General features: G+C 70.2%; 16 protein-coding genes. 8 read left to right on the top strand and 8 right to left on the bottom strand.

All coding sequences use genetic code 11. The annotated features are described in order from the left end of the window. Positions 1 to 47: 47 nt before the first annotated feature. The 6 genes from ACLJRL_RS31770 to ACLJRL_RS31745 are packed head-to-tail and all read left to right on the top strand — an operon-like array spanning position 48 to position 8,073. Entirely contained in the window at positions 48 to 1,661 is a 1,614-nt protein-coding gene (locus ACLJRL_RS31770) for a serine protease (protein WP_410660014.1), read from the top strand. Then, entirely contained in the window at positions 1,658 to 3,907 is a 2,250-nt protein-coding gene (locus ACLJRL_RS31765; RefSeq protein WP_410660013.1) for a tetratricopeptide repeat protein, read from the top strand. Before ACLJRL_RS31770 ends, ACLJRL_RS31765 begins: the two co-directional genes overlap by 4 nt. A gap of 10 nt (positions 3,908 to 3,917) precedes the next feature. Further along, positions 3,918 to 5,354: a VWA domain-containing protein gene (locus ACLJRL_RS31760; protein ID WP_410660012.1), complete on the top strand. Its 1,437-nt coding sequence runs from the start codon at positions 3,918 to 3,920 to the stop codon at positions 5,352 to 5,354. Then, on the top strand, positions 5,351 to 6,445 hold the full coding sequence (locus ACLJRL_RS31755) for a hypothetical protein (protein ID WP_410660011.1): 1,095 nt from the start codon (positions 5,351 to 5,353) through the stop codon (positions 6,443 to 6,445). The genes ACLJRL_RS31760 and ACLJRL_RS31755 overlap by 4 nt, the downstream gene beginning before the upstream one ends. Then, the gene (locus ACLJRL_RS31750; RefSeq protein WP_410660010.1) at positions 6,442 to 7,731 is read left to right on the top strand and encodes an ABC transporter substrate-binding protein; all 1,290 of its coding nucleotides are present in this window, start codon (positions 6,442 to 6,444) and stop codon (positions 7,729 to 7,731) included. Before ACLJRL_RS31755 ends, ACLJRL_RS31750 begins: the two co-directional genes overlap by 4 nt. An 18-nt stretch (positions 7,732 to 7,749) precedes the next feature. After that, on the top strand, positions 7,750 to 8,073 hold the full coding sequence (locus ACLJRL_RS31745; RefSeq protein WP_410660009.1) for a CU044_2847 family protein: 324 nt from the start codon (positions 7,750 to 7,752) through the stop codon (positions 8,071 to 8,073). On the opposite strand, the gene ACLJRL_RS31740 is transcribed toward ACLJRL_RS31745, so the two are convergent. The 6 genes from ACLJRL_RS31740 to ACLJRL_RS31715 all read right to left on the bottom strand — a co-directional run bounded on the left by ACLJRL_RS31740 (position 8,070) and on the right by ACLJRL_RS31715 (position 14,105). Beyond that, on the bottom strand, positions 8,070 to 8,648 hold the full coding sequence (locus ACLJRL_RS31740; RefSeq protein ID WP_410660008.1) for a TetR/AcrR family transcriptional regulator: 579 nt from the start codon (positions 8,646 to 8,648) through the stop codon (positions 8,070 to 8,072). The genes ACLJRL_RS31745 and ACLJRL_RS31740 overlap by 4 nt on opposite strands. Continuing rightward, complete coding sequence (locus ACLJRL_RS31735) at positions 8,645 to 10,540, bottom strand: YhgE/Pip family protein (RefSeq protein WP_410660007.1); 1,896 nt, start codon at positions 10,538 to 10,540, stop codon at positions 8,645 to 8,647. The genes ACLJRL_RS31740 and ACLJRL_RS31735 overlap by 4 nt, the downstream gene beginning before the upstream one ends. Beyond that, a complete protein-coding gene (locus ACLJRL_RS31730) occupies positions 10,537 to 11,241 on the bottom strand; it encodes an ABC transporter ATP-binding protein (protein WP_410660006.1) in 705 nt (234 codons plus the stop codon). The genes ACLJRL_RS31735 and ACLJRL_RS31730 overlap by 4 nt, the downstream gene beginning before the upstream one ends. Before the next feature lie 136 nt (positions 11,242 to 11,377). After that, a complete protein-coding gene (locus tag ACLJRL_RS31725) occupies positions 11,378 to 12,307 on the bottom strand; it encodes a GNAT family N-acetyltransferase (RefSeq protein ID WP_410660129.1) in 930 nt (309 codons plus the stop codon). 32 nt (positions 12,308 to 12,339) lie between these two features. Further along, positions 12,340 to 13,245, bottom strand: a complete 906-nt coding sequence (locus ACLJRL_RS31720; protein WP_410660005.1) for a GNAT family N-acetyltransferase — start codon at positions 13,243 to 13,245, stop codon at positions 12,340 to 12,342. Further along, positions 13,242 to 14,105 carry a class I SAM-dependent methyltransferase gene (locus tag ACLJRL_RS31715; RefSeq protein WP_410660004.1) on the bottom strand — a complete coding sequence of 288 codons (864 nt, stop codon included), beginning with the start codon at positions 14,103 to 14,105 and terminating at the stop codon, positions 13,242 to 13,244. Before ACLJRL_RS31715 ends, ACLJRL_RS31720 begins: the two co-directional genes overlap by 4 nt. Before the next feature lie 304 nt (positions 14,106 to 14,409). On the opposite strand from ACLJRL_RS31715, the gene rpsA reads away from it, so the two are divergent. Further along, a complete protein-coding gene (gene rpsA / locus ACLJRL_RS31710; protein ID WP_410660003.1) occupies positions 14,410 to 15,924 on the top strand; it encodes a 30S ribosomal protein S1 in 1,515 nt (504 codons plus the stop codon). A gap of 162 nt (positions 15,925 to 16,086) precedes the next feature. Here rpsA and ACLJRL_RS31705 read toward each other — a convergent pair whose 3' ends face one another. After that, positions 16,087 to 16,311, bottom strand: a complete 225-nt coding sequence (locus ACLJRL_RS31705) for a hypothetical protein (protein WP_410660002.1) — start codon at positions 16,309 to 16,311, stop codon at positions 16,087 to 16,089. A 209-nt stretch (positions 16,312 to 16,520) separates the two neighbouring features. Here ACLJRL_RS31705 and coaE point away from each other — a divergent pair, with 209 nt between their 5' ends. After that, positions 16,521 to 17,705 carry a dephospho-CoA kinase gene (gene coaE, locus ACLJRL_RS31700; protein WP_410660001.1) on the top strand — a complete coding sequence of 395 codons (1,185 nt, stop codon included), beginning with the start codon at positions 16,521 to 16,523 and terminating at the stop codon, positions 17,703 to 17,705. 27 nt (positions 17,706 to 17,732) lie between these two features. Here the strand turns inward: coaE and ACLJRL_RS31695 are convergent, their stop codons facing one another. Further along, positions 17,733 to 19,253 carry an ArnT family glycosyltransferase gene (locus tag ACLJRL_RS31695; RefSeq protein WP_410660000.1) on the bottom strand — a complete coding sequence of 507 codons (1,521 nt, stop codon included), beginning with the start codon at positions 19,251 to 19,253 and terminating at the stop codon, positions 17,733 to 17,735. Between the last annotated feature and the right edge of the window lie 74 nt (positions 19,254 to 19,327).

The following is a 19,327-nucleotide window of genomic DNA, read 5'->3' as shown; positions in this document are numbered from 1 at the left end:
GACGGCTAGAACCGTCATTACCACTCACGAGAAGTAGGGTCTTCCGGGTGACTTCCGAGCGCAGACGCTGGCGGGTGCGGCTGCGCGATCACCATGGCCGGATCCTGGGCGCCGGCACGATGCTCGACGGCGAACATCTCCTCACCTGCGCGCACGTGATCGAAGGCCACGACGCCGTAACGGTGGATTTCGTGGCGCTTCCCGATGCCGAGCCCGGATTCGCCACGGTCGTCGCCGACGCCCCGCCCCTCGGCGACGACGGTGGTGACATCGCCTTGCTCCGGTTGCGCCATGCGGAGGTGCGGCTCGAAGGCGTTCCGCTGCACCGGACCCCGCTCGATGACGGTCAACGGGTGCGTGCGTACGGCTTCCCGAGGGGTTCGGACGGCATGTGGTCGTTCGCGACCGTCGTCGGCGACGGCGGGCACGGGCTCGAGCGCGTCCAGCTGCACAGGACTTCCGACGCCGAGCCGATCACGCACGGGTTCAGCGGTTCCGCCGTGATCGCGGACGAGACCGGGCACGTCGTCGGCATGGTCGCGACCCGCTACGCGACCGAGGCGGCACGCGTCTCGTGGATGATCCCGGTCGAGACCATGCTCGGGTACCTGCCGGAACTGCGCCGCTGGGCCGAGGGCAGCCCGGCGATCGACCCCAGTTTCGCGCGGCAGCCCGAACCGCCGGTCATCGACGTACTGTTCGCGCGCGAGTTCGCCCGCTGGCTCGGCGGGCAGGGCCGGTCGGACGTCTGGGTGATCATCACCGGCGGCGACGATTCCGCCGTCTCGGCCTCGTTGCGCCGCGCCGTCGTCCTCGGCGACCGGGAACACGGAGCCGGGCGGAGCGCGACCGGGCCCACCGTGCCGCCGGTGGGCAGTGTCGTCCTAGCCGTCGATGCGGCGCGCAAAACGGCCGAGGAGGTGCGCCGCCGGATCTCCGAGCGGCTCGACGTCGCCGCGGACTCGCCCGCCGGCCACCACGGCGCGGGCCGGACGGTGGTCGTCTCCGGGATCGACGAGTCGGCCGAACCGGACGAGCTCGTCGGCGAGGTGCTCGTGCCGCTGGCCCAGCGGGCGCACGAACTCGGGCTGCGGCTCGCCCTCGCCTTCCACGAGGAGACTTCGCCGGGGGTGGGCGTGGTCCGGTCGACTACCGGCGCCCTGGCCGACGGGGACGTCGACGAGGACGACGTCGAGGGCCGCCTCGCCCTGCTGGAGACCCGGCTGTCCGAACTCACCCCGGTGGAGAAGGCCAACCGGACCGATGCGCCCCGCTTCGCCGACACCCCGGAGGTCCACGCCAGGGCACGGCGGCTGAAGGGGGCGTTGACCCAGCTGCGCGCGGCTGAACAGGACGGCGAACTCGACTGGGTGAAACGGCATCTGCCCGCTTGCGAACAGGCCGCCACCCGAGCCTCGGAACGCGCCCGCGATCTCCGCCGTTTCCTCGACGAGAACCTCGCCCGGCGAGCGGAACTGCGTGCCCGGCTGGACGCCTACGGGGAGATGGCCCGTAACAGCGGCTTCGTCGAAGACGTCGAACTCGATGCCGCCTACGCTCCCGCGTGGCGGATGCTCTTCGAAGGACCGTGTGACCTCGCGGCCGCGGCGGACGCCGTCGAGGAGTACGCGAACACCGTACGGAAACGGATCGATGGATGACGCCTTGCGAACGGGGAGACTGCCCGGGTGTGCTCGGCAAGACCGGCTTCTGCAAGATCTGCGGCCTGCCGCCGGGAACGGCCGAGGAGGTGACGGCGGCGCCCGCGCAGGTGCCGACCCTGGTGATCCCCGGCCCCGGCGAGGCACCGACCAGGATCGCGAGCACGGTGGCCACCCGCTCCCAGCAGATGGCGGGCCACGCCACCGCCGACGACCGGGTCCCGCTGCCGATCGTCGAACTCCCGGACGTCGCCGGCCGCCTGCTGGCCGATCCGCACGTCCCGGAGGGGGAACGGTTCTGCGGCAAGCACGGCTGCACGAATACCCCGGTGGGCCGCTCGGTCGACGGCGGACCCGCGCCCACCGAAGGATTCTGCCCGGTCTGTGGGACGCCGTTCTCGTTCTCTCCCAAGCTCGGCAGTGGTGACGTCGTCGACGGCCGCTATCACGTGCTCGGCTGCGTCGCGCGCGGCGGACTCGGTTTCGTCTATCTGGCAACGGATTCCGGTCTCGGCGGCCTGCACGTGGCGCTCAAGGGCCTGATCAACACGAACAACACCGCCGCCGTGCGGATCGCGGAGACCGAGAGCCAGGTGCTCACCGCGCTGGAGCACGCGAACATCGTCCGGATCCTCAACGTGGTGGAGCACGACGACTTCCGCTACATCGTGATGGAATTCGTCGACGGCCTTTCCTTGCGGGAGATCAAGAACCGCGGCCGGGCCGGGCTGGACTCCAGCGAGGGACGGCTGCTTGTCGAACACGTCGTGGCGTACGGGCGCGAGATCCTGACGGCGCTCGACTACCTGCACGGCGAAGGCCTGCTGTACTGCGACATGAAGCCGGACAACGTGATCCACGGGGAGAAGCGGATCAAGGTCATCGACTTCGGCGCCATCCGCAAGATCACCGACGGCGAAAGCCCGGCCGTCGGCACCGAGCACTACCAGGTGAGCCCGCGCGAGCGGGCGAAACGAGGGCTCACCGTCCGTTCCGACATCCACACCGTCGGCATGACCTTGCGGGAGCTCTTCCAGGCCAGCGACGGCTGGTCGGTCACCCCCGACGCCCGCGGTGTCCGGTTCGGTATCGAATCGTTCATCCGTGTCCTCGACCGCGCGACGGCCCCTTTCGAGCAGCGCTTCGCGACCGCGCACGAGATGCTGGTCCAGCTGGACGGCGTGCTCAACGAGATCCTTTCCTTACGGGACAGGCAATCCCGTCCGGCTCTGTCGACGCTGTTCACCGAACCCGCGGTGCTGCTCGACGCGGGCCTCGGTCAGGCGCCGCCGTTGGAACACTGGACGGCGGGCGACTCCGCCGCGCTCGACCGGCGGCCGTCCGCGGTGGAGATCGCGCTGGGGCTTCCGGTGCCCCGCGAGGATCCGGACGACTCGCAACTGACCTTCCTACGGACCGTCCGCGCGCCCGACGCGGGACGGCTGCTGAAGAAACTCGACCGGGCGCGGAGTTCGGTCGAGGTCGAGTTCCGCCGGTGCCGGGCGCATCTCGAACTCGGCTCGACCGTCGAGGCCGCGCTGGCGGTGGCGGAGGCCGAACGGCTGCTCGGCGAGCGAGCCGTCGGCGACTGGCGGGTGGCGTGGCACCACGGTCTGCTGGCGCTGGGCGCGGGCGATTTCGCCGCGGCCAAGGAAAGGTTCGACGCGACGTATCGCGACATCCCCGGCGAGGAGCCCCCGAAACTCGCGCTCGGCCTCTGCGAGGAGCACCTCAACGGCGCGGCCGCCGCCGAGCGGTACTACGACGCCCTGTGGGCGCGGGACCGGTCTCAGGTGAGCGCGGCGTTCGGGCTCGCGCGGGTGCGGCTGCTGCGAGGGAACCGCGCGGCCGCGGTCGAGATCCTGGACCAGGTCCCGGAGTTCTCGCGCTACGACGAGGCGGCGCGCATCGCCGGAGTGCGGGTGCTGTCCGCGCCGATGCCGGGGACCGGCGATCTCCCGGTGCCGGCCGAACTCGACGACGCCGTGGTCCGGCTGTCCGCTTTGGACCTCGAAGACGACGCCCGCGAACGGCTGGTGGCCGCCGTACGCGAGACGGGTTTGGCGGGTGTCCTCACCGGACAGGACGGGATCACCGACGGCGAGATCCTGCGGGCGACCGAAACGGGCGCGCGGTCGGTGCTCGACCGGTCGTACCGGCGGCTCGCCCAGCGCGCGCCCACGGCCGAACTGCACGACGTCCTGATCGATCTCGCCAATGCGGTCAGACCGGTGACGCTGGTGTGAAAGGGGAACGATGAGCGCGGAACCGAGTCTGGGCCTGGGTCTCGAAGTGCACCAGAACAAGTTCCTGGCCGAGGGGGACCGGGCGATGACCGCGATCGTCCGGGTCGTCTCGCGCGGCGGGACGGGTGTCGCCCGAGCGGCCGCCGAGGTCCTGATGATCGACTGCTCCAGTTCCATGCGGTTCCCCAGCACCAAGATCGGCGAAGCGCGGCGAGCCGCCGCGGCCGCGATCGACGTCCTTCCCGACGGGGTGCGGTTCGCGGTCATCCACGGCACGGACCGAGCGAAGATGATCTACCCGGCCGAGGACGGCCTGGTGCCCGCGTCGAAGGACACCCGGGCGGAGGCACGGGCCGCTGTCGAGCACCTCGCCGCCGTCGGCGGTACCGCGATGGGCACCTGGCTCGCCAAGGCGCGCGACCTGTTCGACCTCGTGCCCGACGCCGTCCGCCACGCGATCCTCCTCACCGACGGCCGCAATGATTCGCAGACCAGGGCCGACCTGATGGGCGTGCTGAACAGCTGCGAGGGCCGGTTCGTCTGCGATGCCAGGGGGATCGGCGACGGCTGGGAGCCCGCCGAACTCACCCAGATCGGCCGGGTGCTGCGCGGGAACGTCGACTCCGTCGTCGAGGACGACCTGCTCGCCGAGGACTTCCGGCAGCTCGTCGAAAGCGCGATGACGAAGGTGCTGCCCGAGGTCCGGCTGCGGATCGGCACCATGCCGTTCAGCCGGCTGCGCTCGATCAAGCAGGTGTTCCCGGACGAGTACGACCTCACCGATCGATGCCATGAGGTCGCCGTCCGCGAACTGGAGCTCTCCCTCGGCTCGTTTTCGGGCGACGAGACCCGGGACTACCAGCTGATCCTCGATCTCGACCCGGATCTCGAACCGAGCCACGGACAGGACAGGCAGCTGGCCTGGACGGAACTCGTCCCCGTTCCCGGTGCCACGATCGAGGACGACGCCCTCGCCGTCGCGGGCCGGTGGACGCACGATCCGGTCCCGCCGACGCTGATCCACCCGATGATCTCGAAGTACGCCGCCCTGGCCGATCTCGGCGAGGCGCTGACCGCCGGAGGCGACGCCTACGCGGCCGGTGATCAGGCCGGCGCCGAACGGGAATGGGGCCGCGCGGTCGCGCTGGCCACCGCGGCGGGCGAGGAGGAGATCCTCGGACGGCTCGCGGCGGTCGTCGAGGTCGTCGATGCCGAGAAGGGCGTCGTGCGGCTGCGCACGGACGCGACGCGCAGCCGGGCCCTGCACGTGGTGATCCCTTCGAGGGTTTCGGAGATCGCTCCCGGGCAGGAAGATGTGCTGATGCCCGACCCCGCTCCTCAGCCGGACGCGCCGCCGCTCGGCTGCGGCGAGTGCCCCGCGCTGTCTCCGGCCGGGGCGAACTTCTGCGTCGGCTGCGGCAGGCCACTGGGCGGGGCGGCATCGTGAGAGGAACCGCGACACGGGTGACGCTGGTGCGGCTCCGCGCGGGTCTGTTGGTGCTCACCCTGGCGGTCCTCGTGGTTTCGCTGTGGGCGTTCCACAGTGTCCAGAACACCGCCGAGACCGTCCGCGACCGGACCTCGCAGGCGGTGCTCGAAGTGAGCGCCGCGCGGGGCGCGCTGGTGGCCGCCGACGCCGCCGCGGTCTCCAGTTTCGCTTCCGGCGAGGCGAGACTCGCCGGGCCGGGCCAGGAGTACACGAACCAGCTGGCGCTGGCGAGCCAGAGCCTCGCGCGGGTCGCGGAGTTCAACCAGGCCGGCGAACCCGGCGGCAACGCTTTGCAGGTGGTGGAGAGTCAGGTCGCGGCCTATTCCGGGTCCATCGGGCAGGCCGACGTCCACTTCCGTCAGCTGGACTCCCCGGTGCTGGGCGCGGCGGACCTCTGGCATGCCTCGCAGCTGCTGCACGCGCCCGGCGGGGTGCTCGACGAGCTGAAGTCGTTGCAGGGCAAGCAACGTGACGCGCTCGACGCACAGCTGTCCTCGACCGGCGTGAGCCTTCCGATGCTGCCGCTGTGGCTCCTGCCGGTGCTGGCCCTGCTGGTTCTGCTCGTGGTCACCCAGCTGTACTTGAGGAAGCGTTTCCGCCGCGTGGCGAACGTCCCGCTGCTCGCGGCGACCGTGCTGGTCGCCGCGATCGGCGTGGCGCTGGTGTTCACGCTCGTCAGCCGCGACCGGCTGGACTCGGTCGGCGAGCGGCTCGACGGCGTCACCGAGGCCAGGAACGCGCAGATCCAGGCGGACGACGACAAGGGGAAGCGACGGCTCGCCGAACTGCTGACCGAGTTCTGCCACGAGGAGCAGGGATGCGGCGTGACCGTCGACCGATTCCGGGCCGAGGCCGGGCAGGCCACCACGGTGGCGACGGACAACACCCGCGTGGTCACCGCAGGAGCCAAGGCCGTGGCCGCGGACGCCTCCGGCGCGGCCGAATCCGGCGGGCGGGAAGTCCTGATCCCGGCCGGCGTCGTGCTGGCGGGCGGGCTGGTCCTGCTCGGGCTGTACGCGAGGATCGACGAATACCGGTACCGCCCGTGAAAAGGTTGCTGGCACTGATGATCGTGCTGTCCCTGTGCGCGGGCGGCTGCTCGGCGTCGGCGGACGACGGGGCGGTGACCGTGCTCGCGTCGTGGACCGGCGACGAGGCGACGGCGTTCGAACAGGTGCTGGAGGCGTTCAAGGCCGACACCGGGATCGACTACGACTACCAGGGCACCCGGGCGGTCGATCAGGTGCTCGCCTCCGACGTCCAGCGCGGCACGGCACCGGACGTGGCCGTGCTGCCCAACGCCGGAGTGCTGGCGAAATACCAGCGGACGGGTGACCTGCTGCCGCTCGACCCGGACCTCGCGGCGGCGGTCGCCGACTCGTTCGGGCCGCGCTGGGTCACCCTGCAGAAGATCGGCACGGACACCCTTTACGCCGTCGCGGTGAAGGCCGACCTCAAGAGCGTCATCTGGTACGACCCGGCGAGGCTGACTGGTCCCCGGCCGGCGTCGTGGGCGGGGCTCGTCGCGTTCGCCGACGGCTTGACGGCGGCGGGCGGTACGCCGTGGTGCCTGGGAATGGGCGCGCCGCCGACGTCGGGCTGGCCGGGCACCGACTGGATCGAGGACATCCTGCTGCATTCGGCGGGGCCGGAGAAGTATCAGCAATGGGCGTCCGGCGGTCTGGAGTGGACCTCGCCGGAGGTCCGGCAGGCGTGGGTGGACTGGGGTGCGGTGATCGAGCCCGCCGGAATCCGGGGTGGCACCGCCGCCGCGCTGCTGACCGACTTCGCCGACGCGGGCAAGCCGCTGTTCTCCGACCCGCCAGGCTGCGTGCTCGAACATCAGGCGTCGTTCATCATGAGCCGCTACCAGAAGCTGAAGCTGGCCGACGGCACGTCACCGAAGCCCGAAGCCGATTTCGACTTCCTCGCCTTTCCCGGTCGCGACGTCTCCGAGGTTTCCGCCGACCTCGCCGGGATGTTCCGGGACACCCCGCAGGCGCGGAAGCTGATCGCGTACCTGGCGTCGGAGAAGGCACAGCGGATCTGGCCGTCGATCCCGGCCGCGAGCGCGTTCTCCGCCAACCGGAAGGTCGGCCTGGACGTCTACACGGACCGGGTGAGCCGGAAGGTCGCGGACACGCTCACGTCGGCGCCGGCGCTGTGCTTCGACGCCTCCGACCTGATGCCCGCCACGATGACCGGCGCCTTCCACCGGGCCGTCCTGGAATACCTCAGCAACCGGGACCGGCTCGAAATCCTGCTGAAGCAACTCGAAGCGGTCCGGAACAGCATCCAGCAGGGCGAGTGGCTGAGAATCCCTTGTGGACAGTGACACGATGAGGAGTCCCCGGTGAACGACCTGGCACGGTTCCCGCTCGAAGGCGGCGGTTCGGTGGTCGTGGAGATCGACCCCGTTCCCGGCACCTCCCGGGTCTCCCGGCGCGACGACCTGATCGAGGACGCCAAGGGCTCCTTCGAGGCGGCGCTGGCGAACGTGCGGGAGGCCGCCGCGTCGGCGCTGGAGACCTTCCGGTCGATGTCCAGGGGACCGGACGAGGTCGAGATCAAGTTCGGCGTGAAGCTGACCGCGCAGGCGGGCGCGGTGATCGCGAAGACCGGTCTGGAAGGGAACTTCGAGGTCAAACTGAAGTGGGCCCGGGACCCGGACGTCTAGCGGCCCAGACCCCGGATCAGTACCATCACCGATTCCCGCACGTCGGCCCGCGTCCGCTTCGGCCCGAACACCTGCCAGTCCAGCGCGACCACGAGCATCGTGCCGAACAGCCCGGCTGCGGCCGTCGGGATCTGGACGCCGTCGGGCAGGCGCCCGGCGGCGTCCAGTCGGTGCAGCTGTTCGCGCACGATCGAGATGATCTCCTCGCGCAGCAACGTCAGCGTCTCGTGCCAGGTACCGGGCGTGCGCCACATCTCGCTCACCAGGATCTGGGAAAAGCCGGGGTATTCGGCGATGAACTCGAGCGCACCGTCCACTTGCGACTCGATGACGTCCATCGGGTCGCCGTCACCGGTCGCCGCGCGCAGGCGGTCCGCGAGCACGCCGACGCCGTACTTCAGCAACGCGTCGACAAGGCCGTCCTTGCTGCCGAAGTTGTAGTAGACGGTGCCCTTGGCGACCCCCGCCTCGGCCGCGATGTCGTCCACCGTCAGCCCGACGAGACCTCGGCTCGCCGACAGCCGCAGGGTCGCCTCGAACAGCTTCTGCTTCGTCGCCTCACCCCGGCTGGTCACAACGCCAGCTCGGGCTTCAGCGCCGAAACCGTCCAGGTGCGCCGTTTCCGCGCGGCCAGCGTGGAGACCAGGATCCCGCCGACGAGATAGGCGAGCAGGACGCCGATGTCGCCGAGGATCTCCATCGAAGCGCCGCTGTAGAGCAGGTGCCGGAACCCGTCGATCGCGTAGCCCATCGGGAGCACGATGTGCAGCGGGTACAGAGCGTCCGGGATGGTCTGCCAGGGGAACGTGCCGCCCGCGCTGACCAGTTGCAGCACCAGCAGCACTAGGCCGAGGAACTTCCCGACGGCGCCGAAGAAGGCGTTGAGCGCGTGCACCACCGCGGTGAAGGTGAGTGACACCAGGATCGCGAACCCGATCGCGCCCAGCGGATGCGCGACGTCGATGCCGACCAGCCAGGTCACCGCGCCGAACAGCACGATCACCTGCGCGATCCCGAGCAGGGCCGAGGACAGCCAGCCGCCGAGCGCGACCTTGAACGGCGACGCGCCGGCGGTCAGCGCGCGGGTGGAGAGCGGGCGCAGCAACAGGAACAGCACGAACGCGCCGATCCAGGTGGCGAGGGAGATGAAGAACGGGGCGAGGCCCGCGCCGTAGGTCCCGGCCGAGGCGACGCCGGAGGAGTTGACCGCGACCGGGTCGGCGATGGTGTTGGCGGTGGCCGCGCGGGTGGGGTCGTCGGGGTTCGGGATCTCCTTGAGCCCGGCGGCGAGCCCGTCGCGCAGCTGGATCGACCCGTCGGCGAGCTGGTTCGTCCCGGTGACCGCGGTCTGCTCGCCTTCGTTCAGTTTCGCGGCGCCGTCCCGGATCTGGTTCGACGCGTCGGCGGCCTGCGCGATCCCGCTGGTGAGCTGCGGTGTCGCGGAGGCGAGCTGATGCGCTCCGTCGGACACCTGACGCGCGCCGGAGGCGAGCTGGGTGAGCTGGCCGTTCGCGGTCTGGATCTTCGTGTTCGCCTGGTCCACCGGCGACCGGAGCCCGTCGAGGCGGCTCAGGATCTCCTGCACCTGTGTCTCGGGGACGCCGGCGTCGCGCAGGTCCTGCGCGAGCTGGGTGCGGTAGGTGTCGAGCTTGCCCTGGATGTCGCCGGACGCCGTCGCCGCGAGCGAAGCCGCGTCCGCCACCTTCTGGTTCCCGTCGGCGACCTGACCTGCGCCGTCGGCGAGTTTCCGGGTCTGGGCCGGCAGCTGGGCGGTACTGGATTTCAGGGTGCCGAGACCGGTCGCCAGCTGGGAGCTGCCGGACGCGAGCTGGGAGGCGCCGTCGGCGAGCTGCTGCTGTCCCGACTTGAGCTTGCCCGCGCCGTCGGCGAGCTGGGACGCGCCCGTCGAGGCCTCCTGGATCTTGCCGTAGATCGTGGAGAAACCGACCAGGAACTTGTCCGCCGCCTCGCTGCCGACCTTCTCCGCGATCGTCTTGCGGACCTGTTCGGCCACCTGTTTCGCGATGGTGCCGGACAGATAGTTGTTGGCGTCGTTGGTGGTCAGCGTGATCGTCGCCTGCTGTGGCTGGAAGTTGCCCGACGAGAGCAGCGCCGCGGAGAAGTCGCGCGGGATGCCGATGGCGAACGAGTAGGTGTCGTCACGGACGCCCTTGGCGGCCTCCTCGGGGGAGACCTCGTGCCACTGGAAGGTGCCGGACTTGACCAGTTCGTCGGTCACCTCGCGGCCGACGTTGCGCTCGGCGCCGGCGTCGTCCTTCGTGCCGGCGTCGGCGGTGAACACCGCGGCGGGGAGCTTGTCCAGGCGCGAGTAAGGGTCGAAGTTCGCATAAAGATAGAAGGACGCGTACAGCAGCGGCACCAGGACGAGCGCGACCATGGCGAGCTTCGGCAGGGCGCCGCTGCTCAGCCGGCGCAGCTCGTTGGCGGCGATCCGGACGGGGTTCATTCCTGGTCTCCTGTGGTCTTTTCTGTCTCTTCAGTCTCTTCGGCGTCGTCCGGTCCGGCGGGTGGCTCGACCGGCGCGCAGCGCACGGGATCGGGCTGTTCGAGGGCGCCGCAGAGGGCGGGCTTCTCCGGCAGGGCCGAGACCGGCGTGGTCGCGGTCAGCACGATGACGGCGAGGCCGCGCTCGGCGTGTTCGCGGGCGATCCGGGTCCAGCCGTCGACATCGCTGGTGTGCCGGTCCGGGGTGTCGAGAACGAGCACCTCGACCCCCTTGCGGCTCGCGGCGAGCGCGGTGAGCAGCCGGGTGCGGGTGATCGGCTCGATGTTCTCGAACCGGGTGGTGGCGAAGGCGGCGACGTCGTGCTCGGCCAGCCAGCTCGCGACGGCGGCTTTGCCGGCCGGGCGTTTCGCCAGTTCGAGTTCCTCACCGACGACGAGCTGAAGCGGCAGCGCGCCGTCCGGTTCGCTCACGCCGGGGGCGTCGACGACGGCCACGACCTGGCGCGGATCGCCGCCTTCGACGGTCACCGTCCCGGTGGCGGGCTTCAGCCGTCCGGCCAGTGCCAGCCCGAAGGCGGTGACGCCGACTCCGGGTTCGCCGTGCACGATCGCCAGCTCACCGCCGGAGACGGTGAGTGAGGTAGGCGAAAGCAACGTGCCGTGGGGTCCGGTGACGGACACCCTGTCGGCTTGAACCCGCACGAGGAAACTCCCAGGTCGTCTGTGAAACTTTTAAACTGACTGGTCAGTACAAAAGTTAGCCCCGACCTGGGAGAGGGGCAACCTCGCGGGGCCCATGTCACACCCATGAGTGACGAAAGCACCGCAAACCGGACGACTAACGCAACGCCGAGGCCGGGTGAACCTCCCAGGACGTCCACAGTGGACGATAGCCCTGCCGGTGCCAGAACACCGAGGAGAGCGGATTGGTCGGGTTGTAGTAGAGGTAGGTGCCGTCCGCGCCCTCGCGGTCGAACTCCTTGTGCACCACGGACATCAACGTCCGGCCGAGCCCGCCCCCGCGCAGGCCGGGCACGGTGACGACGTTGTTGACGTACCCCCAGCGGCCGTGGGGGAGCAGTTCGGCCTCTTCCGAACCCGGCGTCGAGGCGATCCAGGCCGCGTGCGCGAACGCGGCGATCTCGCCGTCGCGCTCGGCCAGCCACAGCAGCGGGGCGTCCTTGTCCAGCGCGCGCTCCAGCGCCGGGGCGAGCAGCTCGGCGGCGTTCGGACGCTGCCGGGTGGCGACTTGGCCGATGTAATCGTGCGTCGAAACGGCCATCGCGAGCACGTCTTCGAAGTCGTCCGGGCCCGCGCGGCGGACGGTCGCGCCGTCGTCGGACCGGTCCTGCTTCGGACCGCCGGTGCGCACGGCGAGCGCGGACATCGGCACCAGCCCGTGGTCGAGGAAGGCGCGGATCGCCTCGGCGTCCCGGCTCGGCCAATTGACCACACAGGACGAATCCTCACCGGGCGATTCGGCGTCCATCCACGTCCGCCACGCGCGCAGCAGCACGTCCATGCCCTCGGTGCCGGTGCTCCCGATGAACGGGAACAGCTGACGCACGTCGGCCGCCGACCAGAGCAGCGGGACGTCGTCCGGGCCGTGCAACCGGCGCTGGATCACCCCGGTGACCTGGACCCCCGACGCCGTCGCGGCGTCCACGCGTTCGCCCACGACCGGCGGCGGGGCGGTCTCGGGCAGCAGCCGGTCGATCGTCGCGAACCGCGTCCGGTGCGCGTCGAACAACGTCTTCTCGATTTCCATCCCGTCCCCAGGGTCGCCCGCGCCGATCACCGCTACCGCAGGGCCATGGCGGGGCTGACCGCCCACGTCGTCCATAGTGGACGATAACCCTGCCGGTGCCAGAACACCGGGGAAAGCGGATTGGCCGGATTGTACGAGACGAACGTACCGCGCAGCGACGGTGCGAAGAGTTCGTCATGCGCGACGGCGGTCAGCGCGCGCCCGATCCCGCGCCCCCGTGCGGCCACGGTGACGGCCAGCGTGCCGACGAATCCCCATTCGCCCGGCGGCAGCCGCCCGGCGAGCGCGTCGCCGGGGACCGGTGAACGCCTTCCGCCGGTCGCCATTCCCACGGTGACGCCTTCCTCTTCGGCGATCCAGATCCGGCCGCCGAACCGCAGCCCGCGGCGGACCTCGTCGGTCAGCAGCGCCCGGGCGCCGGACCGGAGGACGCCGTGGCCGACGAAAGAGGCGTAAAGGAGCTCTTCGAACCGGAGATCGACGATCTCCTCCAGGTCCCCGCCGGTCGATTCCCGGACGGTCACCCCGGGGACGTCGTGCGCCTCACCCGGCGCCGGCACGCGGACGGCCATCGCCAGCTGCGGCACGAATCCGTGGTCGAGCAGGGCCCGTGCCACCACGACGTCGCGGCTGGGCCAGGTGACGGTGCACGCCGAATCCCGTTCGGCGTCGGCGAGCGTGATCCGCTCGCGCCAGGCGGCGAGCAGCGCGTCCATGCCCGCGGCGGCGTCCCGGCCGAGGACCGCGGAGAGGATCTGCAGATGCGCCGGGCTCCAGAGCCGTTGCCACGACCCCGGCTCGAACCGGATATGCGCGATCGTCCCGAGGGCGCCGCCCGCCTCGACGGGGTCCCCGGCCGGGAGCGGCGCCGGCGACGGAAGCAGCGGGTCGAGCGCGGCGAACCGCGCCCGCTGCAGCCCGTCGTCCGGCAAGATCATCCCCGCTGGGTGCAGAAGATCGCCGTACCGGGGAAGAGCTTCCCGCGCAACGGGCTCCACTGGCCCCAGGTGCGGGAGTGGCCCTCCGGCCAGGCCGGCTCGATGACGTCGGTCAGCGCGAAACCGGCGTCGGCGAGTGCGCGGACGTAGTCGCCGATGGTGCGGTGGTACTCGACGTAGGTCGCGACGCCGGTGTCGTCCACCTCTACATAGGGCGTGCGGTCGAAATACGGCTGGGTGACCGTGAGGCCCTGGGGGCCGGGATCGTCGGGGAAGATCCACCTCATCGGGTGAGTCACCGAGAACACCCAGCGGCCACCCGGCCGGAGTACCCGGTGTACCTCCGCGAACACGACGTCCACCGACGCCACGAACGGGATCGCGCCGAAGGCCGAACAAGCCGCGTCGAAACTCGCGTCGGCGAGCGGGAGCGACTCCGCCGTCGCCTGCACGAGCGGGACGGCGACACCGGTCCGCTCGTTCCCCTCCCGCGCGTGCCGGAGCATCCCGGCCGACAGATCGGTCGCCACCGCGTCGGCGCCCTGCGCGGCGAGCCACCGCGAGCAGGCCGCCTGCCCGCAGCCGACCTCGAGGATCCGCTTGCCGGCGACTTCACCCAGAAGTGCGACATCGGCCTCGCGGAGCCCCTCGGGGCACCAGACGAAGTCGGCGTCGCCGAGGAAACCGCCGTGGGTCGCCTGGTAGTCGTCGGCGTCGGCGTCCCACCACGCCAGGTTCGCGGCGGTCGCCTCCGGGGCCGAGACCGCCCGGTACGCGATCCCGCTCGTACCGAGGTGTTCCTCGGCGCGGGCGTGCCTTTCGGCGGCTTCCTGCTGCTCCGTCGGGGACTGCTGGCTCAAACCGGTATCCTTTCCCCAGGTCAGGGCTTTGCGAGAGCGTTCGTCCGCCCGGCGTGATCGTGGCGGCCCCCCTGATTGTGCCGTGTACAGGCGGCCGCGTAGGATATCTGTTAGCGCAGTGGGTTCGCGCTGCTCTTTCCCCCGGTTCGCCCAGCGACCGGGTCAGGGGGTCGCGCACCGGATGCGGTGATGCTCGCGGTCGTTCCCTGTGGACGTTTGCATATGTGGTCGCCCCATGTCGGAAGAGCCCATGGTGCCCTAACCGCAAACCCACTACTTCCCATCCACCGGAGCAACCCGCCTAATGACCATCGACACCGCCACCGCCCCGACCGCCCCGAACGCGGCCCCTCAGGTCGCCATCAACGACATCGGGTCGGAGGAAGACTTTCTTGCGGCTATCGACAAGACGATCAAGTACTTCAACGATGGCGACATCGTTGAGGGCACCATCGTCAAGGTCGACCGCGACGAGGTCCTGCTCGACATCGGCTACAAGACCGAGGGTGTCATCCCCTCGCGTGAGCTCTCCATCAAGCACGATGTCGACCCGGCTGAGGTTGTCACCGTCGGCGATGAGGTCGAAGCCCTGGTCCTCCAGAAGGAGGACAAGGAAGGCCGTCTGATCCTGTCCAAGAAGCGCGCGCAGTACGAGCGCGCCTGGGGCACGATCGAGGAGCTCAAGGAGAAGGACGAGCCCGTCAAGGGCACCGTCATCGAGGTCGTCAAGGGCGGCCTCATCCTGGACATCGGCCTGCGCGGCTTCCTGCCCGCGTCGCTGGTCGAGATGCGCCGTGTGCGCGACCTGCAGCCGTACGTCGGCCGCGAGCTCGAGGCGAAGATCATCGAGCTGGACAAGAACCGCAACAACGTGGTCCTGTCCCGCCGCGCGTACCTGGAGCAGACCCAGTCCGAGGTGCGCAGCGAGTTCCTCAACGCGCTCGCCAAGGGCCAGGTCCGCAAGGGCGTCGTGTCGTCCATCGTCAACTTCGGTGCCTTCGTGGACCTGGGTGGCGTCGACGGCCTGGTGCACGTCTCCGAGCTGTCCTGGAAGCACATCGACCACCCCTCCGAGGTCGTCGAGGTCGGCCAGGAGGTCACGGTCGAGGTTCTGGACGTCGACATGGACCGCGAGCGCGTCTCGCTGTCGCTGAAGGCGACCCAGGAAGACCCGTGGCGTCAGTTCGCCCGCACCCACGCGATCGGCCAGATCGTGCCGGGCAAGGTCACCAAGCTCGTTCCGTTCGGTGCGTTCGTGCGCGTCGAAGAGGGCATCGAGGGCCTGGTGCACATCTCCGAGCTGGCCGAGCGCCACGTGGAGATCCCGGAGCAGGTCGTCCAGGTCAACGGCGACGTGATGGTCAAGGTCATCGACATCGACCTCGAGCGTCGTCGCATCTCGCTTTCGCTGAAGCAGGCGAACGAGGGCGTCACGACGGAGACCGAGTTCGACCCCACTCAGTACGGCATGGCCGCCGAGTACGACCCCGAGGGCAACTACATCTACCCCGAGGGCTTCGACCCGGACACGCAGGAGTGGCAGGACGGCTTCGACAAGCAGCGTGAGGAGTGGGAGCGTCAGTACGCCGAGGCTCACACCCGCTACGAGGCTCACATGAAGCAGGTCGTCAAGGCCGCCGAGGCCGACGCCCAGGCAGCCGCCGACGCCGCGACCGGTGTCACCAGCAGCAGCAGTAGCAGCAGCGACTCGGGCGAGCAGAGCTACACCTCTGCTCCGGCCGAGGCGAAGAGCGGTGGCACGCTGGCCAGCGACGAGCAGCTCGCGGCTCTCCGCGAGAAGCTGTCGGGCGGCGCGTGATTCAAGCGCTCAGCCACTAGCTGACAGACAGCGGCCCCGGTCCATGACGGATCGGGGCCGCTGTCTTTTTCCGCGTTTCGTCCTCTGGTTGCGGTACATGCGCGCGCAACTACCGCAACCAGAGGACTAGTCGCGGTAGTTGCAGGCAGGGAGAGGCTGGGCTCAGGTGGTGACGGGCCGGACGGCCGGGACCCAGATACGTTCGAGTGCCGCGGCGCGGGCCTTGCGGCGGAGTCCGGCGAAGCTGTGCCTGGCGGGAACCATGAGCGCGCTCAGCCACGTTCGCCGGTATTCGGCGAGGGCTTCGGCCACGGGACGATGGAGGACACAGTGCGCCAGCCCCGGCGTTCCGAGCCGGTGCCTTCCGACGTGCTTGCCGTCTGCCATCTTTCCTCCGTGTGGGCTACCTTCGCCGCGCACGGTACGCAATCGAGCCCCTGAAGCCGCGTAACCGACCGGCGTGTCACCCATAAAGGTCGAGTAGCGCATCACAATGATCTTGCATTCCGCATCCTTCTGTGTCTGATGTACCCAGTGTGATGCCCTCGCCAGGACCCTGAGCGGTCTGCCCAGGTCACGCCACTAGGCTGATCGTCATGCTGCGTGTGGGCCTTACCGGCGGGATCGGTGCCGGAAAATCGACGGTGGCGAACCGGCTTTCCGAGCACGGCGCCGTTCTCATCGACTCCGACAAGATCGCCAGGGAAGTCGTCCAACCCGGGACGCCGGGGCTCGCCGAGCTCGTCGAGGCGTTCGGGGAAGACATCCTCGCGCCGGACGGCTCGCTCGACCGCGCCGCGCTCGCCGCCAAGGCCTTCGCCGGCGAGGAGTCCCGCAAACGGCTGAACGGGATCGTCCACCCGAGGGTCGGCGCGCGCACGGCGGAGCTGATGGCGGGAGCGGCGTCGGACGCGATCATCGTGCACGACATCCCGCTGCTGGTCGAAGGCGGTCTCGCGCCGATGTACCACCTCGTGGTGATGGTCGACGCGCCGGAAGAGGTCCGGGTCCGCCGTCTGGTCGAAGCGCGGGGGATGCCCGAGCCGGACGCGCGCGCCAGGATCAAGGCGCAGGCGACCACCGATCAGCGCCGGGCGGTGGCCGACGTCTGGCTCGACAACAGCGGCGCGTCCGACATCGTGCTCGCCGACGTCGACGCGCTGTGGGCGGACAGGCTGACCCCGTTCGAGGCGAACGTGCGGCTCCGCAAGCCGCGGGCGCCGATGTCGCCGATGATCGCGCGGTACGACCCGACGTGGCCGGCGCAGGCGGAGCGGGCACTCGCGCGGATCCGGATGGTCGCGGGGGAGCGCGCCGTGCGGGCCGACCACATCGGCTCGACCTCCGTTCCCGGGCTCCCGGCCAAGAACATCCTCGACCTCCAGCTGACAGTGTCCACTTTGGACGTCGCCGACGAGCTGTCCGAAGCGCTTTCCGACGCCGGGTTCGCGCGAGCGGAAGGCGACTGGTTCGACGACGCGCACGGCGAGGAAGGCACCTGGGAGAAGCGTTTCCACTTCGGCGGAGACCCGCGCCGCCCGGTCAATCTGCACGTCCGGTCGCGGGAAACCCCCGCCTGGCGGCTCGCGCTGCTGTTCCCGGAGTGGCTGCGGCAGAACCCCGACGAGCGCGACGCTTACGCGGACGTCAAGAACGCCATGGCCGCGAAGCACGCTGAAGACGGAACCGTCGAGAAGTACACGGACGAGAAGCAGGTCTGGGTCGACGCCGCCTTCGTCCGGGCCAACACGTGGGCCGAGTCGACCGGCTGGACGCCCTAGCCGGACGACACCCGGGGCCCCAGCTGGTCACACCTTGAATTCCCGCAGCCCGGGCCAGGCCTCCGCCCACGATTCCGTCCGGCCGGTGACCAGCCAGATCGGCATCCCCCGGCTCACGTTGCGGACGCCGAGCGCGTTGTCGACGTGGGAAACGATCCGGGCCTCGGTGAACGAGTGCGTCAGCCGGGTCGGATCGGGCCCGACGAACAGCACGGTGTCCGCCGTTTCAGGTGGGCGGCCGAAGTACCAGAAACCCCGGCTGGGGCTGTAGGCGGCGGGAAGCCCGAAGTCGGGTCCGTAGCGGTCGAGGGCGCCCGCCTGCCAGTACCCGGCCGTGACGAGCGTGGTGCGTGCCCGCTGTTCCGGCGGGAGGCCGCGGTAGACGTCGGCGACCGAGCGGGCGAGGTCCGGCCAGCCGATCTCTTCCAGCGCATAGGCCGGTCGCGGCACTTCCCGGCCCTCGGCGATCCAGGCGGCGGGCCACACCGGCAAGGCGTACGGGAGGCTGTACAGCGCGGAAAGCAGGAAGATCGGCCAGGTCGGGATCCAGCGGAACCACGGCGACGGCTTGATCTGTCCGAAGTGGACGAACGCGCCCGCCCAGAGAACGCCGAACATCCCGGCCGCGTAGTAGTAACGGCCGTTGGACAGGATGAACAGGCCGATCACGCCGACCGCCGCCCAGCCGAGGAACCGGTACTCCCGCAGCCGCGGGGAGAACAGCAGTACCCAGAGTCCATAAAGGATGGCGACGACGCCGATGCCGATCCCGGCGCCGGTCAGCAGGGCGGGCAGGAAACCGGCGCGGCCGCTCCAGCCGCCGGTGGCCTCGTGCGCGATGACGTCGCCCATCTCCAGCTGTGGCCAGCCGTTCGCGGCCTGCCACCACAGGGTGGGCACCAGCGAGAGCGCGGCGATTCCCGCGCCGATCCAGAGTTTGGGCCTGCGCACCAGATCGCGAGGACCGAAGACGAGGATCGCCACCCCCGCGGCGACCCAGAACGCGGCGATCAGCAACTTGACGTTCAGCGCGACGGCGGTGGCCAGTCCCAGCCACAGCAGCAGGTTGTCGTCCCGCGTCCGCATCCACCGGACGAGCAGCCAGGCGATGAGCGTCCACAAGGACGGGTCGATCGTCGACGTGGCCAGGTAGTGCCCGCTGCCGATGAACTGCCCGCAGATCGCGTACGCGGCGGCGGCGCGGGTCTGCGCCCGGCGGTCGCCGCCCATTTCGAACGCGATGAGCCCGGTGAACACCACCCCGGCGGCCGTCGCGAGGACGGCCGGCAGCCGGAAGACGAAGAGATTCCCCGGCGCGAGCGAGTCCATCGCCCACGCCAGCGCGGGCAGCACCGGCGGTTGATCGGCGTATCCCCAGGCCAGCCGCTTGCCTGCGGAGAGGAAGTACAGCTCGTCACCGAAGTAGCCGTACCGCCAGGCCGTCGCCAGCAGGGCCGCCGCCGCGGCGGCGGCGAGCAGAGCCACCGGAAGCCGGGCGAACGTCGTGTCGGACGCCGTCGGTGTCTCGGCCGCGTTGGCGGCTTCCATCCATTCCTCGCAGATCCCTCGGGTGCCGGTCCTTTCGCACCCTACGTGCCAGGTGCCCGCGACGTCGGTCGTGA

It is taken from the genome of Amycolatopsis sp. lyj-112, assembly GCF_046549055.1.
Taxonomy (GTDB): Bacteria; Actinomycetota; Actinomycetes; order Mycobacteriales; family Pseudonocardiaceae; genus Amycolatopsis.
Note: the sequence above shows the minus strand (reverse complement) of the source record. Positions and strands in the feature narration are given on the sequence as shown.